We start from the raw sequence: 20,275 nt of genomic DNA on the forward strand, positions 1-20,275 counted from the left end.
GGTATTCTTTAGTACCTGCAAGTCATCACAATGATATGATGGAAAAATAATGCCCTCTGACATCAAAAAAGTCAGAGGGCTTTTTCTTTTATTCCTCGGCTCAAACCTTATTTAGTAGCAGTCATCGTCACTTGCTGCATCAGTATTCGGACCAAATCTACCATCCAAGGTCGTTTTTGTATCTCAATTCTCGGTTGATACCTCCTGTTCTTTGCACTGTCAACTTAAAACAACGAACAATGAAAAAAACAATCCTCACACTAGCAGCTGCGATAGGCTTATTCGCCTGCCAGTCTCAAAAAAGCAAAGTATCGGAAACGGAAACTTCAAAGAATATGGAAATTTCAAATAAAGAGAAAGTAGTGGCTCTTTTGACGAGCTTAGAAACTGGTGATCAAAAACCTGTCAGTTATATTAATCCTAATAAATACATCCAACACAATCTGGCTGTAGAAGATGGTCTTGCTGGATTTGGAAAAGTAATCGCTAATGCTCCAGAGGGAGGTTTTAAGGCTAATGTGGTTAGAGCTTTTCAAGATGGAGACTTTGTGGTAACGCATACTGAGTATGATTTCTTTGGTCCTCAGATTGGTTTTGATATTTTCAGATTTGAAGATGGTCTGATCGTTGAGCATTGGGACAATCTTCAGGAAGTAGCTGTAGAAACTGCTTCGGGTAGATCACAAACTGATGGACCTACTAAAATCAAGGACCTTAACAAAACTGCTGCTAATAAGGAGCTGATTAAAGGTTTTGTGAAAGATGTATTGATGGGCGAGAATCCAGCTAAAGTCACTGATTATATTTCTACAGAATCATATGCTCAGCACAATCCGGCAGTCGCTGATGGTCTAGAGGGCTTGGGTGCTGCTATACAAGGAATGGCTGATGCAGGGACTCCTATGGTTTACACAAAAAATCATTTCCTGTTCGGAGAAGGTGACTTTGTTTTCACTGCATCTGAAGGACAATTCCTTGGGAAGCTAACGGCTTTTTATGATCTGTTCAGGATAGAAGATGGAAAGATTGTAGAGCACTGGGATACAGTAGAGGAAATTCCAGCTAAGGAAACTTGGGCTAATCAGAACGGGAAGTTCTAAATTCATAGTTACCTAAATAGATCGATTGAAGAACCTTTGCAAAGATTCAAAGGTTCTCCACTTTTCTTGACAGGACGATCTTATCAGCTGTAGCAGTTTTAGGTTATTAGATACCAAACGATAAATTAGTTAGTAATAATAAAAAAGCCCTCCTGGTTTAGGTTGGCTTTTTGTCGTTAACATCTTCAATAAGTGTTCGATAGACAAAATTGACGTCAGTCAAAGAATAGACTTGGGTAAGATTTTTCTAGTCCAAGTTTTTACTCTTTTAGACTTAGAGACTTCTGAGTCTGGGTTGAAATCTTTTGTAATAGTCCAAGCATTTTCAGAGCCTGTTTCAATTTCAAAGTGATTGGTAATGCTTTTAGCTATGAATGAATCTTGTACTACAACAAAACATTCTGTGTTTAGATTGGCACTTCTGGGATCAAGGTTGAAAGTACCTACCACAGAAACATTACTATCGATCACCATTGTTTTAGCATGAATGCCAAAAATTGGGTTGAAGTCTTCATTGTTTTCTAAGGCGCTATTCATCACTTCTGTTCTAACCTTAGCATCTGGTTTGAATTCATAGAGTTGCACTCCCATTTCCAACAATTCATTACGATCTTTTTGATAACCACTGAATGCTTCTGCATTATCTGTAGAAGCTAGACTGTTCGTCAAGATTCTAATTTTCACTCCTCTATCAATAGCGGCTTTAAATACTTTTTTACCTAGTTCTGTAGTCACTAAATAAGGTGATTGAATATCAACTGAGCTTTTCGAATCATTAATTAGTTCGATCAATTTGGATGTAGTAACTCCGCCGCCACTTAGACCTTCAGTGCCATCGTTTTTACCAGGTTCGTCTACGACAAACTCTATATTCTCAAGCCATACCATTTGATTTGAATCATTGATTGATCGAAAGAAAGTAGGGTAACCAACTAACTGATCTCTGACTTCGGGCCAAAAGTTCTCTGGATTACATGCATACTCATGTAGCAGATCAAAACGAACATCGGCTTCTTCTATTCTATAGTCAGTAAGTTGATTCAAATCTACACTGAGATCGCTGTTCCAATATTGCTCGAATGAGCCAGTTACCTGATTGGTGGCTTTTCCTACAAGCATAATGTCTCGATCTCTGAAATTATACTCATGATCATAATCAAAATATTCATCTGCAATATTGCGACCACCAGTGATCACCAGTGTATTGTCTACTATGAAGGTCTTATTGTGCATTCTTTGATTGAACGACCTGAAGTCTTTGAGCAAATTGGATATTTTGCCTAATAGAGATTTACCGAGATTGGCTCCAGGATTATAGACTTTGAGGGAAATATTATGATGAGCATTCAATTTCATTAGGTCTTCTGCTTCTGCGTTGACCATGATGTCATCTATCAAGATTCTGACTTTGACTCCTCTTTCGGCGGCTTTGACTAGATAGTCACAAGCTATCAAACCTATGTTGTCTGTGGAAAATATAAAATATTGGATGTCTATTGTCTTTGTTGCATGACTGGTCCACCATGCTCGTGATATCATAGAGGTGCCTCCATCTTCTAACACGAAAACTCCTGTAGTCGTATCCAGTCTCTGTTGATAAGGGGAAAGCAGAGATTTAATACTTATCGTGTCTGACTCTAATGTGGAGTCACAGTGACTAGTTCCTTCTATGAGACCAAGATCCTTTTTAGAATTGCAGGATTGTAGATATAAAGTGACTAAGACCACTAGAATTGATAAACGCATTTGAAAACCATGGTTATTAAATGTTCAATCTACTAAGAATAGATTAATCATCTAATTTCATACTAAAAGCCTATCAGATATAGTTCATACACTCATTTGGTGTTCTCTACCAAAGAGCCATAAATATTCGAGAGGTCCTTATTTTATATTTTCCGTCCTTGAATGCGAGACCTACGTCCAAAAATTTTAAGTTGATGATCAGGAAAAACTCTTTGAATTCTTTTCTCTAATCCAGCAAAGAGCTTGACCTCTGTTTTGACTATTAGTTTATACAAGTTTTCAGAATATTTATCCTGACTATTATTGGTGTGTCGAGCAGTCTCACGAAGCTTCACTATTGCATTTGAGACTAACTGACTGCCTTTAAGGTAATCGGCTACATCATCGATATGAGATTGGTTATGAGAAATTACGAGCATCTGTATCATTGTCTTATCATTTGTGTTTATGCTGATATTTTAACTCCCTTTTCTTGAGATTCTATTTCATAGATTTCATTGGTTGGTTTCTTATTATCGGCTATGATCAATTCCTTTAATTCTTGTATTTGGTTTTTTATCTGTTGGTTTTCTGAGGTAAGGATTTCTAACATCTTTTTCTCTTCTGATTGAATATCTCTCAGATTCAATTCATTCATGGTATTGACCACAATTGCGATAAAAAGATTCAATGTAGTATAGGTGGCTATCAAAATAAATGAGACAAAATAAAGTCCATATATGACACCGTTCATCATCACGGGTCTAGCGATTGCTGTGGCCCAGCTTTCCAATGTCATTATCTGAAAAAGGGTGAAAAAGCTTTTGCTTAAATCCCCATATAGTACAGGGTGTGTTTCAGAGAATAATGAATGACCAACCACAGCATAGACATAAAACAGAACCATCAGTAATACTGAAATCCAACCAATACTAGGTACTGAATGTATGAGTGATTCAATTATCAATCGAAGCTTAGGAACATTCTTTAGTAATCTCAGGGTCCTAACTACTCTCAAAGCTCTGAATACTGTGAATGAACCTGCTGCTGGCAATACTGAGATAAGAACTATCAAAGCATCAAACAAATTCCATCCACTTTTGAAAAACCTGCCTCTATATACAACTAGTTTGACACTAAGTTCTATCACAAAAAAGGCAAGTATCAAATAGTCAATTAAGTCAATAGCTCCTCCAAAAGACTCTACAATTTGCTCATTGGTTTCTAAGCCAATGAGTATTGCATTGATACATATTATAGCAGTAAGTGTTCTTTGAAAACCGGCAGATTCTAAAAAGTGCTCTACCTTAAATAGGATATGATTCATGTCCTTGTTCGTAGTCTGAATTTGTATTACGAACAACTTAATCATTTAGATCATAAATCTATATTTATAATTTTTATGATTTGAATAACCTATAATTTATAAATGTCTAGTTATTCTTTGACAGGTTAATGCCATAGCCTACCGTCATTCCGTAAACCAACTGCTTCGATCTTTCTAAATAGTTAAACAAATGAAACGACCTTTGAAGCCCTAAATCAAATGATAATGCTAAATAAGACTCGGAAGAATGATAAATTTTCACACCAAGGTTCAGATTGACACCGTGCTGTGATTTTTGCACATCTAGTTCTAAATTCTCATCGTAAACCAACGGATTCTCACTTACAGATTGAATTAAAACATTAGGATTACTAAGCCTAGTATAATTCAATGTTAAACGCATATATGGTTGAATTTTACCTGGTAAAAAGGAATATTCACCTCCAACTAAAATTTTTAATGCATCATACGAATAACTCATTGTTTTATCTCTCGAATCAAGTCCAACATACTCTCCTGAAAACGAGTTAGAAAAATAATGTAGGCCAACTATAAAGCTTCCTTGATAACTATCAAATGAATTTTTTAATCTAAAATTTAAACCAAGCAGTGCTGTACCATCTTTCTTACTTTCATTTCTGTTTGTATTAAGTACATGAAATTGATACCCGATCACAGGCTCTAACCAAGTCTTTTTCTTCATACTCTTGGTATAATCTATACAAGCATAATCATCACACACAGCATTATGGTAATTTTTAGTAGCCTTTATCATGGAATTAGTGTCAAATTTCATGGCCTGAAGACTGTTTTTCATTTCAGGTGCATCTGAAAACAAATACATCAATGTTCCTTTGTATTTGTTACTTTCTTGCATGTAAGTCAATCCATTATCTGAATTAATGACCTTTTTTGAATTTGTCAATTCGGTAAACTCACCATTCTTTTCAACAAAAAACGATTCCCCATCTTCCTCCTTCAAATAATAAAGGTTTGCATACCCTTTAACTAGATACTCTAAAAATAGCTGCTCTCTTACTCCATTTCGATTGACTTCCTTAGAGGCATAATATTTTGTATCATTTATCACGTACCCCTTAATATCTTCAGGAGTATATTCTTCCTGTTGAGAATCAATTAATGGTGTCCTGAAGCCACAGTACTTTGCATTTTCTGTAGTGTGTCTAACTTCGATAAAACCCTGAAGGGTATCACCATCGTTCAAAATGACTATTGCAGGTTCCAAACCCTTTTGGGCAAAAACACTTTCTTGGATCTGTGTAAAAAGTACAGTTAGGAAGGCTAGCATTAAAAGATTCTTCATGATATAAGCATTTTAAAATTCCACGAAAGTATCCTATAAGGTTAATAAAAAAAAGTCACCCCAGATCCGAGGTGACTTCACTAACTAATTATTATTACCAGTTGGCTTAAAGCCTATTTGGTCATGACATAAGTCGTAGCGCTTCTCAGTCCTTTGGACTTGGCTACAAGTTTGATTTTACCAGTTTTCTCTGTTGAATTTAGAATGGCCAATGCCATACCGCTGAAAGCTTTTCTGTATGGAGCTTGGAAAGACTCTGTAGAGGCAGCGTTTCCATTATCTACCGCAATCAGCTTACCTTCTCCACTTACTGAAAAGTTGACTAAACTCTCAGCATCTGGACATAGATTACCATTTCTATCTTCTATGCGAACAGTTACGTATGCTAGGTCTCTACCATCTGCATCAATCTCTGTCCTATCTACAGACAAACTAACCTTGTAAGGAGTTCCAGCAGTGTTGATTATATTTTCTTCGACTGCTTTTCCGTCCTTATATCCTACTACTTTGATCGTCCCTGCTTGATACGGTACGTCCCAAGAAAGTCTATATGGTGAATCGAAAGTTTCATGCTCATATCTCAAAAAATTCACTAGTAGTTTCGTTTTATCTTTTCCTTTTACTTTTCTACCCATCGACTTGCCATTGACGAAAAGTTCTGCTTCGTCACAGTTGGTATAGCAATAGACTGGTATTTTTTGGCCTTCCATTCCTTTCCAGTTCCAGTGAGGAAGTAGGTGAATCATTGGTTTTGTAGTCCATTGACTTTGGTATAAGTAAAATCGATCTTTCGGGAACCCACATAAATCTACTGCTCCGAAGTAAGAACTTCTTGATGGCCAATCACCATTCCAATATCCATTCGTTGAATTGTCTTTTCCACCATACGGTGTAGGTTCACCTAGATAATCAAATCCTGTCCAAATGAATTCTCCCATACTGTGAGGGAATTTCTTTTGAAAATGAAACTCGATATCTGGAGGGTAAGCCCAAGGAGGTCCGATCAAATCATAACTCGTCACTTGGAGTGATTCGTGTGTCTTGTATTTTTCGATTGGCAAGTGATATACTCCTCGACTACTTGTACAGCTTGAAGTTTCAGATCCGTAGATGGGAAGATTTGGGTTTGATTCTCTTATCTCTCCATACTTAGTAGGCTTATAGTTCGCTCCTGCGATATCTACTTGAGCTGCCATGTTGGTCAAGTAAGGTCTTGGATAGTTATTGAACCCTGCTGAAGTTGGTCTTGTAGGATCAACTTCTTTTACATAATCATGCAACATTTTAGCTGTTCTCCATCCATTCTTCACATCTTTTTGCTCGATGATCTCATTTCCTATACTCCACATTACAATGGATGGATGATTTCGATCTCTGATGACCATGTCCTTGATATCTCGCTCTGCCCACTCTTCAAAGAATTTGTTATAGCCATTTGGCACTTTAGGCATTTTCCATACGTCGAATGCTTCATCTTGGACCATCAGCCCAAGTTCATCACAAAGTTCTAAAAACTCTCTTGATGGAGGGTTGTGACTGGTACGAACAGCATTTACTCCCATATCCTTCATGATTTGGAGCTTGCGCTCGTCAGCTCTTCTGTAAACTGCTGCTCCTAGGGATCCATTATCGTGATGAAGACATACTCCGTTAAATCTTACTTTTTTACCATTTAGGTAAAAACCATCCAAATCATATCTTATCGTTCTGATACCGAATCTACTTTTGAAAGTATCTAATACTTTTTCTCCATCACTGATGGTGGTAGTTGCGGTGTACAAGTTTGGTGTTTCAGTATCCCATAGTTGTGGGGATTTCACTTTAGAATATAATCCTGAGGTTACTTTTGACATTGGGTCAATAGTAACATCTTCTTCAACACTGCCTACGCTCTTACCTGCTGGATCGAAGTACTCGTGCTTAACCTTTACTGTTTTTGCACTTTTTGATTTATTGACAACTACTGTCTCATTTTGAACATAAGCTAAATCTTTGTTAACAGTAGGGGTCGTAATGTAAGTCCCCCAATTGTCCACATACTGCTGTTCGTCCACTTTCAGCCAAACTGACCTATAGATTCCAGCTCCAGGATACCATCTTGATGATAAATCTTCTGGCGTCAGTCTTACTGAGATAACATTGTCTGATCCATCATATTTCAGATATTTACTAATATCAAATTCAAATCCGATGTAGCCATATGGTCTATTACCCACAAACTCTCCGTTTACCCAAACGTGAGCATCGTACATCGCTCCTTCGAATTCAATTCTAACTACTTTGCCCTTGGCAGTAGAAGGCATCGTGAAGTGTTTTCGATACCAGCCCGTTCCATGAAAAGGAAGGCCTCCACATCGTGCGTTGTATTTTTCATCGAATGGTCCTTCAATCGCCCAATCGTGTGGTAGATCTACCTTTCTCCACTTTGAATCTGTGAATGTTGGCTTTTCTGCTCCTTCAGCTACGTCATTATAGAATAGCCAAGATTTATTGAAATTTTGGTCATCTGCTTGAGCCCTGAGTGCTATGCTCAGAGCCATAAACAATGCCAGTGCATTAATTAGTTTTGATATTTTCATACAGCTTATTATTCTTCTGAATTTGTCATTCGGATGATGAATCTTCAAACTCAATATTATTTTAAATAGACTCGTCCGATAGGGAAGTATTGATCGAATAGTCGGGACATTTAATGGAGGTTGATTTTAACCCCCGTAAACGAAGTGAAATTCAGTATTTAATTTTTCCTTTCTTGACCATATAGGTCTAAATAGTATTTCTTTTTCTGTTCTACTGAAGCTTTTCTATCGAAGAGGGTTTGATATTTTTGATAGTCATGATAGTCGACAACATCCTTCTTAAATACTTCTAATTGCCTGTCATACTGATTTCTCATTTTCTTCAAGGTCTTAGTGTTTTTTTTATTGAAAAATACATTTTTCATTTCCATCCGATCTTTTTCAATATTGAACAATTCTTCAGTAGGAGACATGCTATCATCTTCATATTGCCAGTAGATGTATTTCCAATCTTTAGATACCACTGACATTGCTTGAATCTCATCATTGCCCCACATATTGAATAGCCCTATGAACTCACGCGCTATACCATCTTCATCTATCATCAGTGGTTGTAGAGATTCACCGTCCATATACGCTGGAACTTCTAGCTCCGCAAAGTTCATAATTGTAGGTGCCATATCGATATTACCTGTTACTCTTTCCCTTACCACACCTCTTGCAGACTCAGGGGCTCTAGGATCATAGATGATTAATGGAGACTTGGAGGCTTCTTCATAGGGAAGGACTTTCCCTCCAAAATTGTGTGCCCCGCAGCTGTAGCCATTATCACTGGTGAAGATGATTACTGTATTATCTGCCATGCCTTGTTCTTCGAGAGCAGTCCGGATCATTCCTAAAGCATAGTCGACTCCATGAATCAATTGATTATAATTCTTAATTGCTTTCTGATATGACTGCTCTGACTCTCTCCAAAATTCGTAACCATTGTATTGTCTCCCTGTTTTGGTTTGAGGAGCTAAGTGTTCGGCATTTTCTACTCCATAGTTAGCTGGCTTTTTGTATTCTTTTCCTTCATAGACATAATCAAAGTATTTGTCAGGTGTAAATGGTAAATGAGGAGCCTTAAAACTAATTGACATACAAAAAGGTTTACCTGCTGCCTTAGCTTCCTTCATGAAATCTTCGGCCCATGCACCATATGCTCTGGTGCTATGTGGGTACTGGGTCGCATACTTCGAGATATATTTATTCTTTTCTGTTTTATAATTGGTTTGCCCTAATCCACCAGCCCAACTATCGAATGCTTTCACTGGTAGTACATCCCAAGTTTTGTCAGACCAAGATTCTCCATCCGTGACGGCAAAACCAAACTTACCTGCAAAACCTGTGTAATATCCTGCCTCTCTTAGCAATACTGGATAGCTCTTTTGAAACGTTTCAGGTTTCATTGGGCCATGTAAAAAGTTGCAGGCAGTTTTATACTCATACATGCCCGTCATGATAGTTGATCGACTGGCCATGCAAATTGCAGTGGTATTATAATGATTAGCGAAACGTACACCTTCTTCTGCCAATCGATCCATGTTTGGGGTAACTACTTGAGTGTTTCCATAGCACCCTGTTGCTATACTCGTTTGGTCATCTGAGAGTAAAAAGATGATATTAGGGCGGTTGTCCTGAGCTTTGAGATGGGTAACTCTTAAAACTAGTGATACAACTATTAGCAGGAAAATGCTTTTCATAACATTACTTGGTTTAATCCCTTATTGTGATTCCAGAGACAGAAACGATCAAGAACATTTATATAGCCCAGTAACCACAGCCTATTCAAAGTCAAATTGTTTGTTAAACATCATCTCATTTCAAATGAGCCGAACCAGTTGGTTTACCACCATCTCTCAACTCATTATACTGGCGTACCAGATAATCCAACTTATCCTTATACTTAGGATCATCGATGTAATTACCAGAGTCCTTTTCTCGGAGATTATCATTGAGATTGAAAAGCGCAACGGGTATTCTCGTTTTATTTGTTTTATCCTTTTTATCGAACTGAAGAATCAATTTCCAACCGTCTTCTGTTATCATGCCTTCCCAAGCTGATCCACCTTGAATAATATAAGTCTTTCGAGTAGTCTGCTTCTCTTTCTTTAGTACTGGCAATAGACTGTATGAGTCCAATGCTTGCCCTTCTTTGATTTCAGAATTTCCAATATCAGCTATGGTCGCTAAGATATCAGTCCCGATAGCTGGAGCTTCTGTTGACCAATTTCCTTTAATAGATTTTGGCCAAGAAACGATCATTGGCACTCTATGTCCTCCCTCATAAGGAGAGTTTTTGAACCCTCGGAAAATGCTACTTGGTTCATGATGTGAATTCCATGTATCCCCATCTGTATGCAAGCCTCCATTATCCGAAGTAAAGATGAATACAGTGTTTTCATAGATACCTTGTTTCTTCAACTCCGCTACCATCATACTAATCTGAACGTCCAGTTCTTTGATCATATCCATATGTGCCGAAGGTGTAGTTCCAGCGATTTTGATTCCGTTTAATTCAGTGGGTGGTGTATGAGGTGTATGCACAGCTTGTGCACAGTAGTACATTAAGAATGGCTTTTTCTGGTTCGAGTTTTTACCAATAAATTCCACGGCTTTACTAGCCAATAAGGGGCCTATAACATGCGGATCCCAATTGGAGTCTCCTAACCCTTCTTTCTTGTCTAAAACAGCGCCCTTTTTCTCCATAAATTCCTTATCTATGAAACGCACTTTAGAATCCTCCTTCAAGGGAAAGAACACATCATTTTCATATGCTGCGTATGGTTCGTTTTGAATCCCTGATGGCAGGGTAAAGTTGTAATCGAAACCATTTTGAGAAGGCCCTCCTCCTTTAATCTTGCTAATATCTACTTCAGTATTTGGTTTTTTACCTCGCCTCAAAACGTAAACTTCATTGGGGTTATTCTTTTGTGCGAAATCTGTTCCTAGATGCCATTTCCCTATAAAACCAGTATGATAACCAGCCTGTTGCATCACTCTACCCAATGTCAATTGATCAGGCGTAAAGGCAGACTTGGCATACCCCGACCATACACCCCATGGAAATGGACTGCGGTAATTATAATTGCCAGTCATGATAGAGTAACGCGAAGTAGCACATAGAGCAGCCGGGGAGTGTGCATTCGTAAACATTACTCCTTCTTCAGCCAACTTGTCAATATTTGGTGTTTCAAGAATTACTTTATCGAAGTGCAATCTTCGATAGGCTGAAATATCTCCTGTCCCAATGTCATCTGCGAGCACTACTATGATATTTGGTAGTTTGTCTTTGGCTACTAGCAAGTGGGTATAACCTAACACTAGAGTAAACAGAAGTGATATTGTAATTTTTTTCATTTCTAATTTTATAGTCGTTTGAAATTTTGAATCCAGAGGGACTTGATCTAATAGTGTATTGTGCGTTCTATTCTTGAATAATCACTTCCTCTCTTTCATCTACTGCAAAAAGGTTGAACACAACATTTTTCATCTTCAAGTCTTTCACATGTCTTGCGAATAAGCCATATGCAGGAAGTGGCCCATCAAACTTGGTAAACTCAGGATATTGCGCCTCATTTTCTGGCATTTCTCTAGTGGACATTTCGGCGGTACCTCCTCCTGGTAGGTCTATACTTATGTTCTCCAATTCAATATTGCCAATAGCATGATGAGGTGTCCCTGTGATAAATACTCCTGCTGGTGGAGTCACACGTGATTCCTCAATACTTCGCGTTGTTGCCTTGACATTGCATATACGCACATTATTTATAGAACCAACGGGCTGCTGTTCTGCATCTCTATAGGTCAGCCTTCTTTCTCCCAACCTCATGAATAGTGGCATTTCCACATTCTCCATTGTTATACTATCGATTAGTACATTGTCGATATTCGAACCATCTACGCTTAATATTTTGATACCTCCACCTTTGGTATCATGTATGAAGCAGTTCTTAATTTCGATATCACGATAATCGCCCATAGACTCTGTACCAAATTTGATTGCTCCCCAGTGACTACTGAGCTTACAGTTGTAAACTTTAACACGCTCTGATGGTTTTGGACTGGTTGACTTGAAGCAGATGGCATCATCGCCTGAGTCCAAATTACTGTTTCTGATAATTCCGTCAGTAGAAGAGTCTATGTCAATCGCGTCATTATTTCTATTAGCATGACTATAGATACTTATTCCATCAACTAGGAAATGGGAGCATTGGAAAAAGTGTACCGTCCAAGCTGCGGGTTGAGTCAAGAATATGTCTTGTAATGTGATTCCTTTAGTCCGCACAAACCTCAATAAAAACGGCCTGTCAAATTTCCCAACCTTACCTCCGAGATACTTTTTATCTTGGTTTGTTTTCTCTGCCTCAATTTCAGGTTTGGGTCGAATTCCTAATCGATGTAAGGTTCTTTTCACAAAAACTTTTCTGAACATTTGACCTTGACCATCAATCGTTCCTTTTCCTGTGATTGATACATTTTGTACATCAATGGCTCCTACTAAACACTTCCCTCTTGTTTGACCAGTAGCGTCGATAAACGGATCGATAGCTTGGTAATCATATGGGTTTGGACTTCCTAACAATGTAGACCCTTCTGCAATATGTAAATCAACATTGTCTTTCAACAATATCGTCCCTGATACATATGTTCCCCCATCTATAATAACTCTGCCTCCTCCGCTATTATAACAAGCATCAATTGCGGCTTGAATGGCCTGAGTATTTACTGTTGAACTGTCTGTGGTAGCTCCAAATTCAGTGATATTCCATTCGGTCTTGGAGTCACATGACCACAAGGCCATAAAAATACAAAGGGCTGTTACTAGGTTTTTCGTCATATCATGTCTTGTCTAGGTTTGATCTATATACAGACCAGTTGATTTTACAAGAACTAAAGTAGAGAAGGATTTAACCCTTAGAATCCAATAATTAATGGTAAAAAGAGGGGGAAGGAATTATCCTATTGATAAGAAATTAAACAACCCTCCTTTTGAGAGGAAATTATACATAAAACAAAAAAGCTCAGCGACTGATCACTGAGCTTTTTTGTAAATATCAACTATGTTAAATCTTTGGTATGATACTTTTTGGAATGTCTGCTTTTCGATCATGTGCTCCTTTAGCGAAGGTGCTGATGTCGTACGAGTTTGGTTTTTTCCAGTCACATTCTACTCTACCATCTCCTAATACGATTTTGCCAAGCTTATCTCTGAACCATCCGGCTAGTTCTTTGTAATTCGGATCATAGGCTACATTGTTTTGTTCCAGTGCATCTACTCGCAAGTCGTATAGTGCTAACTCTACGTTTTTTAGGTCAGCTTGAAGTGCCCACTTGATGTCTACGTTTAGCTTACCTTCTTTTGGTTTGGCGTTGGATTTTCGCGTTCGCATCGAAAAGGCGAAATCTTTAGTTCGCATATATGCTCTCGGTCCACAGACATGATTCATCTCTCCGACTATATAATCTCTCTCTTTGGAGTTGAGGCTTTGTTTTAAGCTAATTCCATCTAGGTAGTCGTACTTCTTCTTTGAAAGGTCTGCTCCTGCAGCATCTAAAATGGTCGGTGCCCAATCTACAAATTCTACAAAGTCATTATTTACTTTATTGGCAGGGTAAAGAGACTTGTCTGATGACACTACTACGGCTGCATCATGAGTAGAATGATCCCAAGGTGCGAACTTGGCTTCTATTCCTTGTTCGCCTAGGTGCCAACCGTGATCCCCTGCTACATATAGTATTACATATTCACGGCCTTGCTCTTTAGAAAATTTCTTGAATGACTCTACTGCTTGTCCGATCAGGTAATCTCCGTAAGCACAAAAGGCATAGTAGTCACGAATAGCCTGTTGCTTCTCCTTTGGTTTCATCTCATCAACTTTCATGACTTGATAGATTTTCAACAGCTGTGGGGGTAACTTTTTTAACTCTTCCTTGCTGAAGTCTGGCACCTTGTAAGTTTTTCCTTTGAACTTATCTCTAAATTCTTTGGGAGGCATGACAGGTGTGTGTGGTAGGTGAAAGCTCAAGTGAGTGAAAATTGGCTTGGAAGAATCTGGGCCTTTGGTCGTTTTCTTGGAGTAGGTTTTATATTCCTTATCGACATTATTTAAATACTGCTGGAAGGATTTCAGGATATATCCATCCAGCGTTTCTCCCGCAGGCTTAGGACTCACTCCACCTATAATCATTCCTGATTGTCTTCTGGTGTAGGCTCTTAGGATATCAAGCTCTTTGTCTATTTTATCTCGCTGTGCAAGGTCTTTGGCCGTGACCTCTCCTTTCTTTCTACTATTTACATGCTCCATAGTAGAGCCATCAGGAAAGTAAAAGCGCTGTATCGAGCCATTGTTTTTCATCTTACCGTCTACTTCCTCACGCAGCGGAACTTGACCGAAAAAGTCTGTCTTACCGTACTTCTGAAGATCATTTTTATAGTTGACTTCTACATCATAAAACCCATTCGAATCCCATGTATTCTTGCCGTCGATGTACTGATATATTCTGAATCCGGACTTTCCGAATAGGCTGGTATTATATCCAATATCACTCATTGACTGAGCAATGGTCGGTGTGGAAAAATCCGCTTCAGCGTGTGCACGTTCAAATCCATAGATGCCATTGTGAAATGGGTACTTTCCAGTTTGCATAGAAGCACGAGAAGGAGCACATGCTGGAGAGTTGTTATAGGCTTTGGTGAACAATACACCTTCCTTAGCTAGGGCATCGATGTTTGGAGACTCCACATATCCGAGTGGACTCTCGTCTGTACCGAACATCTCACGATTGTAGCACTGAAGAGCGTCTGCCCGTTGATCGTCTGTCAATATCCATAAAATATTCGGTTGCTTCTTTTGAGCAACCGCTGTAAAGACCGCAGCTAAGTAGAATAGGCCGACGGTAAGTTTGTTTTTCCAGATCATAATTTACACTCTTCTTAATATTAGAATTCTGAATGAATCTCCCTGAATTAATAGCACGAGATATCTTCAGAATTTTATAACCGACACCCAGGAGTCTATTGATTTAAACCAATGGGCTATCGCCTTGTAGTTAAAAGTTCTGGAAAGATAGGTTAGGTAAATACCACTCACTAGAAAATATACAAACCTGAACAGGGCTAGGGCGTGTCCACCTTATATCGTAAACATTTTAACACCCTAGCCTTGATACTGTTTGGAAGAAACTGGTATTTAATTCTTCACAAACTTCCTTTCGATAGTTCCCTCTGAGGTAATCAACTTAATCACGTAGGTACCGGGTTGATACCGTATTGTGGATATTTGATTAGAGTCTTTAGACAGCTTCACAGTGTCAATGATTAACCCTGACATGGAATACACTTTGACGGTAGCCCCTCTAAATGATTTCTTATCAAAATCAATACTCAGGGTGTCTTCTACAGGGTTTGGATAGATTTTGAAATTTCTATTCAGTTCATCGATGCCTGTCTCTATACCTACTATTACGTCTATATCAGCATAGACATCTGAATTAAAAGCTTTGGCTGTTACAGTGACGGTTCCTACGTTGACACCTGTGATTACACCAGATGCATTCACTGTAGCTATATCAGGGTTTGAGGATGACCAGCTTACGTTTTTATAGGTCGCGTCGGATGGAGATACATTGGCTGACAAACGATAGGTTTCGTCTACTTTGATAGATACTGAGGTCTCTGATGGGGTCACTTTGGTGACATCTTTCAAAGTAGATTTTGCATCAGGGTCAATAGCTACATACCAACCACTACCATATGTGGAAGTGTAATATTTTCCTAGTATATAGTTGTCAATGGCGATGTCATTAATTCGATCAGATTGTCCATTGCCAAGATTGAATTTCACCCAGCTTTTCCCAGCGTCTTTTGATAGATATGTTCCAGCATTGATTCCTTCATTTACATTGGCGGGGAGGGTTGATACCATGATGATATCTGCATTGTGCATGGCTGTCTCTATTCTAAATGTCCAAGGAAAATCAAAAATTTGAGTCCAAGTCGACATGTCATCTTCACTGACCCAAGCACCTCCTGCATCTATATCTGCTCGTTTGTTGCCCGCTGTGATATACGCTCGGCCATCAACGTCAAAGTGAACATCATTGATGCCATATACTCCAGCAATGTTCGTAGTTGAGGAGACTTCCGACCATGTCTTTGCGTTATCTGTAGACTTGAAAAGTCCTCCATTTTTACCTTGTACCGCTGCGTATAATACGTCATAACTATTCGGATCAAATGTAATGGCTGTTACATCTGGTCCGTTAAAATCAAACCCATTGTTGGTTTGCATAGGTAAACCTGTATTGGATTGGCTCCAGGTTTTACCTCCATCTGTTGACCTATGCACTCCTACTGAGGCTTGAGAGTCTCCTACATATTCAATATTCTTTGACATCCACGGCACGCAGAAATACATATTGTCTGGATTATCCTTGTCTATAATAAGGTTGATTTGATGAACGGACTGGTCGCCTCCGTGTGCTTCTATATTCCAATGAGGAATAGCTGTACCGTATTCTTCCCAAGTCACACCTCCATCTGTAGATCTCATCAATTTTCCTTTGGAGTGCTGACGAAAGAATAGGGCATAATGAATTTCAACATTATTGGGGTGTATTGCATAGGTACTAAGAGACATTTCGTGACTTGTAAATCGAACTGACTTTACTGCCTGTGCTCCTTTTCGAATCGCGTCTCCTCCATCTTGTGTGATGAACAGACTATTTTCACCGGCAGAACAGAAGACTTTACCTGGAATATCCGGATGTTGAAAAAAACCATGCCCTGGTACATTGCTATTACCTGCTCCTACATAGACTCCCGTATTTTCTCCTATTTCCTCATCATCTATATCTACCCATGTGTCTCCTCCGTCATATGAAAACATAGAGATTTTTGCCATTTGGGTATGTAGTACCGTACCATCTGCGTTCCACTTGACGAAGTTACAGCCTTTTCGGTCGTACAGATCTCGATCCACCCAGTTATCAAGATATTTTAGCTTAACATTTGTTTCGGTAGGGTTACCACGATCTACCCAATAGCTGTGATCGCTCGATCCAGCTTTCCAGCCTTTTCCGTTTCGGAATGTGACAAACCAATTCTCTCCTCCATCTTTAGAGCGCCAAATCTGCCCTGGCATGAAATTGTTTCTTGAGGCATTGGAATATTCGTTATTGACATAAATGTTATTGGGATCATTGGGATCTATTTCTATGCTATTGAAACGCTGGGTAATGCTCTTGGACATATTTGGATACAAGTTCTTAGCTTCACTGTCGGAGAGCTCAAACCAATATGCCACTGCATGAAAGTAACTTTTCTCTATGGCAGCGTTCCCTTTGAATTGACTCATATCTATAGGTAAGTTTCCTGTGACATTCGTCCAAGACTCTCCTCTATCGATACTCTTGAATATTCCTCCTACACCATTTTTGACAGTCCCATTCGCTAGATCGGCTTCCCACTCAGGATTGGCGATGACGTATATGGTCAATAGGTCTGTCTCATCATCATAGTGATAATCACATGCTCTCAGGACATCATTGTTTAGACCAGTAGTCTTTTGCTCCCAAGTGTTTCCTCCATTGGTGGATTTGTAGAAACCCCAATTCGTGGAAGCATATACTGTATTAGAGTTCTTTGGATCAACGAATATGGTTTCGACTTCTGTCTCATCGGCTAGTCCGGTATTGATCAATGTCCAATTCTTTCCCTTATCGGTTGTTTTCCAAATTTTCTTTTGACTGGGTTGATGGTTTCCTCTGTCGTGATACCAAAGGTGTCTATGAGATTTTGGGAATAAAATACGTCCTAAATCTCGCATTCTACCTCCACCGAGGTACCAGATGTTATCGTCTTTAGGATCTACGGCGATGCAGGACAGGTACTTGCCGTCGACCACTGGTAACGAACCTGCGTGACTGGTCCAAGTACTTCCTCGGTCTTGGGATATGTACATACCATTGTTCAACTCGTCTGTACAAAATCCAAAGTCTGGGTTTTGGCGAGAAAAGTCTATTGAGGTAAATTCCCTTGGGCCTCTTTTTCCATATCTAAATCCTGATTCATCTTCATTGAAAATAGTCTCATAGGTTTTTCCCTTGTCGGCTGACTTGTAAGAGTTCCCCATATTGGGACCTATAAAGAGTACATTTTCATCGGTCGGGTGCCACTGTGCGCATTTGTTGTTACCGCTCATGCCTGGTCCAAACTGTGTCCATCGGATAGTCTCATCAGAGAGTACTTTTTCAGTCTTAAGTCTGGCAAAACTTTTAAATCCTTCTGGTTGTCTCTCTTCTATTCGTATGTCGTCTAGGTATAGCTCACCATCTCCAGCGTCATTGGCTCTGAAAGAAAATAAAAATGCTCCTTGTGTACCATTAATTTTACAATCATAGGCGTATTCAAAAAGCTCCCACTCTGAACTTGTAAATGAGAGTTGATCTAGATTCACTTGATCTCCGGTATCTTCAATGGCTTTGAGCCACGTATTCTTGTCACTCAATGGAGTAATGGCTTTGTACCAAAACGAGATAGTGTAGGTCTTCCCTGCTACCCATTGGATTGTCGAAGGAGTTTTGAGGTTGGCTTTGTTAGTTGTTTCAAACTTCAAATGGAATCCATAGCTACCATTTTTCTTTGAGGAGGTAGTTCTGTCAAAAGTATCTGAGGTAGTATATGCTTCCCATTCGCTTGAGAATTCATTTTCAAATCCACTTTCAAACTCAATTTGAGCTGAAAGGAGCAAAGGCATCGTCCCGATTAATAGGACGGATAGTAATCTTTTCATAGCTAACATCATTCATATTGTAGTAAGAGTACAAATATGATTTTACTCACTTTGAAGAGAGATTAATTAAATAGGGTAAAAAGAGGGGGGAATGATAGTTTGCCGCCGGGCTGCGGCAACAAAAATATTTCTCGATTTTGCTGTCGCCGAGCTGCGGCAAGAAAAACAGCGGTCATTTTCTTTCCCGCTGAGTGAGGGACGAAAAACAGGCGTCATTTTTCGTGAATCCGAGTGAGGGATGAAAAATGGGCGTCAGTTTTGATGAATCTGGCTGAGGGAGGAAAAACGACCGTCATTTTTGTTCCCTCAGCTGGCGGCAAGAAAAACGAGCATCATTTTTCTTGTCGCGGGCTGGCGCAAACTTTTTATATGGTAATCATCTCCTTTTTAAGTCCATCTACGGAATCAATGATAATGACTTCTGTGGAATACTTCGCTCCGTCCTTTGAGACTCCTTTTAGTAACGGCCCTGTCGTGACGCCAGCCGCTGCAAAGACAGCATATTCGGATTTGATCAAGTCATCTAGTTGATAAACGATATCAAGATCAACTCCTGCATCTGATAAGTTTTTGATTTCAAAATCTTTTTGAGGGGCTAGCTTACCTTGCATACCTCCTCCGAGGGCTTTGACAGCAGCAGCTGTCACGACGGCTTCTGGTGCTCCTCCGATACCCATTAGTACATCTATTTCGGATTCTTCGACCAAGGCCAGAATAGATCCGATTACGTCTCCCTCATCATGCAATGCTACCGTAGCTCCTAAGGTTTCAATTTCTTTGACAAGTTCTATATGACGCGGCTTGTTTAAAACATAGACGACTATTTGCTCGATAGACTTGCCTTTTGCCTTAGCTATGGCTTTGAGATTTTGTTCGGTACTAGCGTTAATATCAATTACACCTTTAGCCTGACCATTGACCACTATCTTGTCCATATAGTATGCATGTCCGGCATCCCAAAATGCACCTTGATCCGTGGCAGCGATAGTGGCTATTGCATTTGGCTTACCGGCTGCCATTAGGCTAGTTCCCTCGATAGGGTCTACAGCTATATCGAGAAGAGGTCCGTTTCCTGTACCTAATTTCTCTCCGACATATAGCATCGGGGCTTCGTCTTTTTCACCTTCACCTACGCGTACGATAGCATCTATTTCTTTTCCTTCAAAGGCTGAGCGCATGGCATCTACGGCTGCTTGATCTCCCTCGTCTTTGCCTCCCGTACCGATATGAGGATAAGACGCTATTGCCGCTTTGGCTACTATTTCTTGGAGATATCTTGAGACTTTTTGCATGCGACAAAGGTAAGGGTAGGGGTATAAAACTTTCATGAATAAGGGAATTCACCCACAGGCATGAAACTCGTTTTAAATAGAAACCAAACTATAAAACGATATGTCTACAGTAGAATTCCCTCAGCTAATTGAACGCGGTTGTGGCCTGGA

12 protein-coding genes are annotated in these 20,275 nt (G+C 39.4%); 1 reads left to right on the top strand and 11 read right to left on the bottom strand.

Features of this window, described 5'->3' with window-relative positions; all coding sequences use genetic code 11:
* Nucleotides 1–239: 239 nt before the first annotated feature.
* Nucleotides 240–1,100 carry a nuclear transport factor 2 family protein gene (locus DKG80_RS12680; protein WP_109831711.1) on the top strand — a complete coding sequence of 287 codons (861 nt, stop codon included), beginning with the start codon at nt 240–242 and terminating at the stop codon, nt 1,098–1,100.
* Between the two features lie 219 nt (nt 1,101–1,319).
* On the opposite strand, the gene DKG80_RS12685 is transcribed toward DKG80_RS12680, so the two are convergent.
* From DKG80_RS12685 to glpX, 11 genes are all read right to left on the bottom strand, one after another.
* On the bottom strand, nt 1,320–2,846 hold the full coding sequence (locus tag DKG80_RS12685; protein ID WP_109831712.1) for a phospholipase D family protein: 1,527 nt from the start codon (nt 2,844–2,846) through the stop codon (nt 1,320–1,322).
* A gap of 143 nt (nt 2,847–2,989) precedes the next feature.
* A complete protein-coding gene (locus tag DKG80_RS12690; protein WP_109831713.1) occupies nt 2,990–3,274 on the bottom strand; it encodes a hypothetical protein in 285 nt (94 codons plus the stop codon).
* 17 nt (nt 3,275–3,291) lie between these two features.
* On the bottom strand, nt 3,292–4,197 hold the full coding sequence (locus DKG80_RS12695) for an ion transporter (protein WP_109831714.1): 906 nt from the start codon (nt 4,195–4,197) through the stop codon (nt 3,292–3,294).
* Between the two features lie 61 nt (nt 4,198–4,258).
* The gene (locus DKG80_RS12700; protein ID WP_162555861.1) at nt 4,259–5,476 is read right to left on the bottom strand and encodes a hypothetical protein; all 1,218 of its coding nucleotides are present in this window, start codon (nt 5,474–5,476) and stop codon (nt 4,259–4,261) included.
* Nucleotides 5,477–5,589: 113 nt separating this feature from the next.
* A complete protein-coding gene (locus tag DKG80_RS12705; RefSeq protein WP_109831716.1) occupies nt 5,590–8,055 on the bottom strand; it encodes a glycoside hydrolase family 2 TIM barrel-domain containing protein in 2,466 nt (821 codons plus the stop codon).
* 158 nt (nt 8,056–8,213) lie between these two features.
* Nucleotides 8,214–9,740, bottom strand: a complete 1,527-nt coding sequence (locus tag DKG80_RS12710) for a sulfatase family protein (protein WP_109831717.1) — start codon at nt 9,738–9,740, stop codon at nt 8,214–8,216.
* Nucleotides 9,741–9,855: 115 nt separating this feature from the next.
* A complete protein-coding gene (locus DKG80_RS12715) occupies nt 9,856–11,397 on the bottom strand; it encodes a sulfatase family protein (protein WP_109831718.1) in 1,542 nt (513 codons plus the stop codon).
* Between the two features lie 67 nt (nt 11,398–11,464).
* Nucleotides 11,465–12,877 (bottom strand): glycoside hydrolase family 28 protein, encoded by a 1,413-nt coding sequence (locus DKG80_RS12720; protein ID WP_109831719.1) that lies wholly within the window; start codon nt 12,875–12,877, stop codon nt 11,465–11,467.
* A gap of 226 nt (nt 12,878–13,103) precedes the next feature.
* Nucleotides 13,104–14,960, bottom strand: coding sequence for a sulfatase-like hydrolase/transferase (locus DKG80_RS12725; RefSeq protein ID WP_109831720.1), 1,857 nt, complete (start codon nt 14,958–14,960; stop codon nt 13,104–13,106).
* A gap of 270 nt (nt 14,961–15,230) precedes the next feature.
* Nucleotides 15,231–18,833, bottom strand: coding sequence for an Ig-like domain-containing protein (locus tag DKG80_RS12730; protein WP_162555862.1), 3,603 nt, complete (start codon nt 18,831–18,833; stop codon nt 15,231–15,233).
* Nucleotides 18,834–19,198: 365 nt separating this feature from the next.
* The gene (gene glpX, locus DKG80_RS12735) at nt 19,199–20,125 is read right to left on the bottom strand and encodes a class II fructose-bisphosphatase (protein ID WP_162555863.1); all 927 of its coding nucleotides are present in this window, start codon (nt 20,123–20,125) and stop codon (nt 19,199–19,201) included.
* Nucleotides 20,126–20,275: the final 150 nt, after the last annotated feature.

The sequence above is a fragment of the Reichenbachiella versicolor genome, from assembly GCF_003171675.1.
Lineage (GTDB): Bacteria > Bacteroidota > Bacteroidia > Cytophagales > Cyclobacteriaceae > Reichenbachiella > Reichenbachiella versicolor.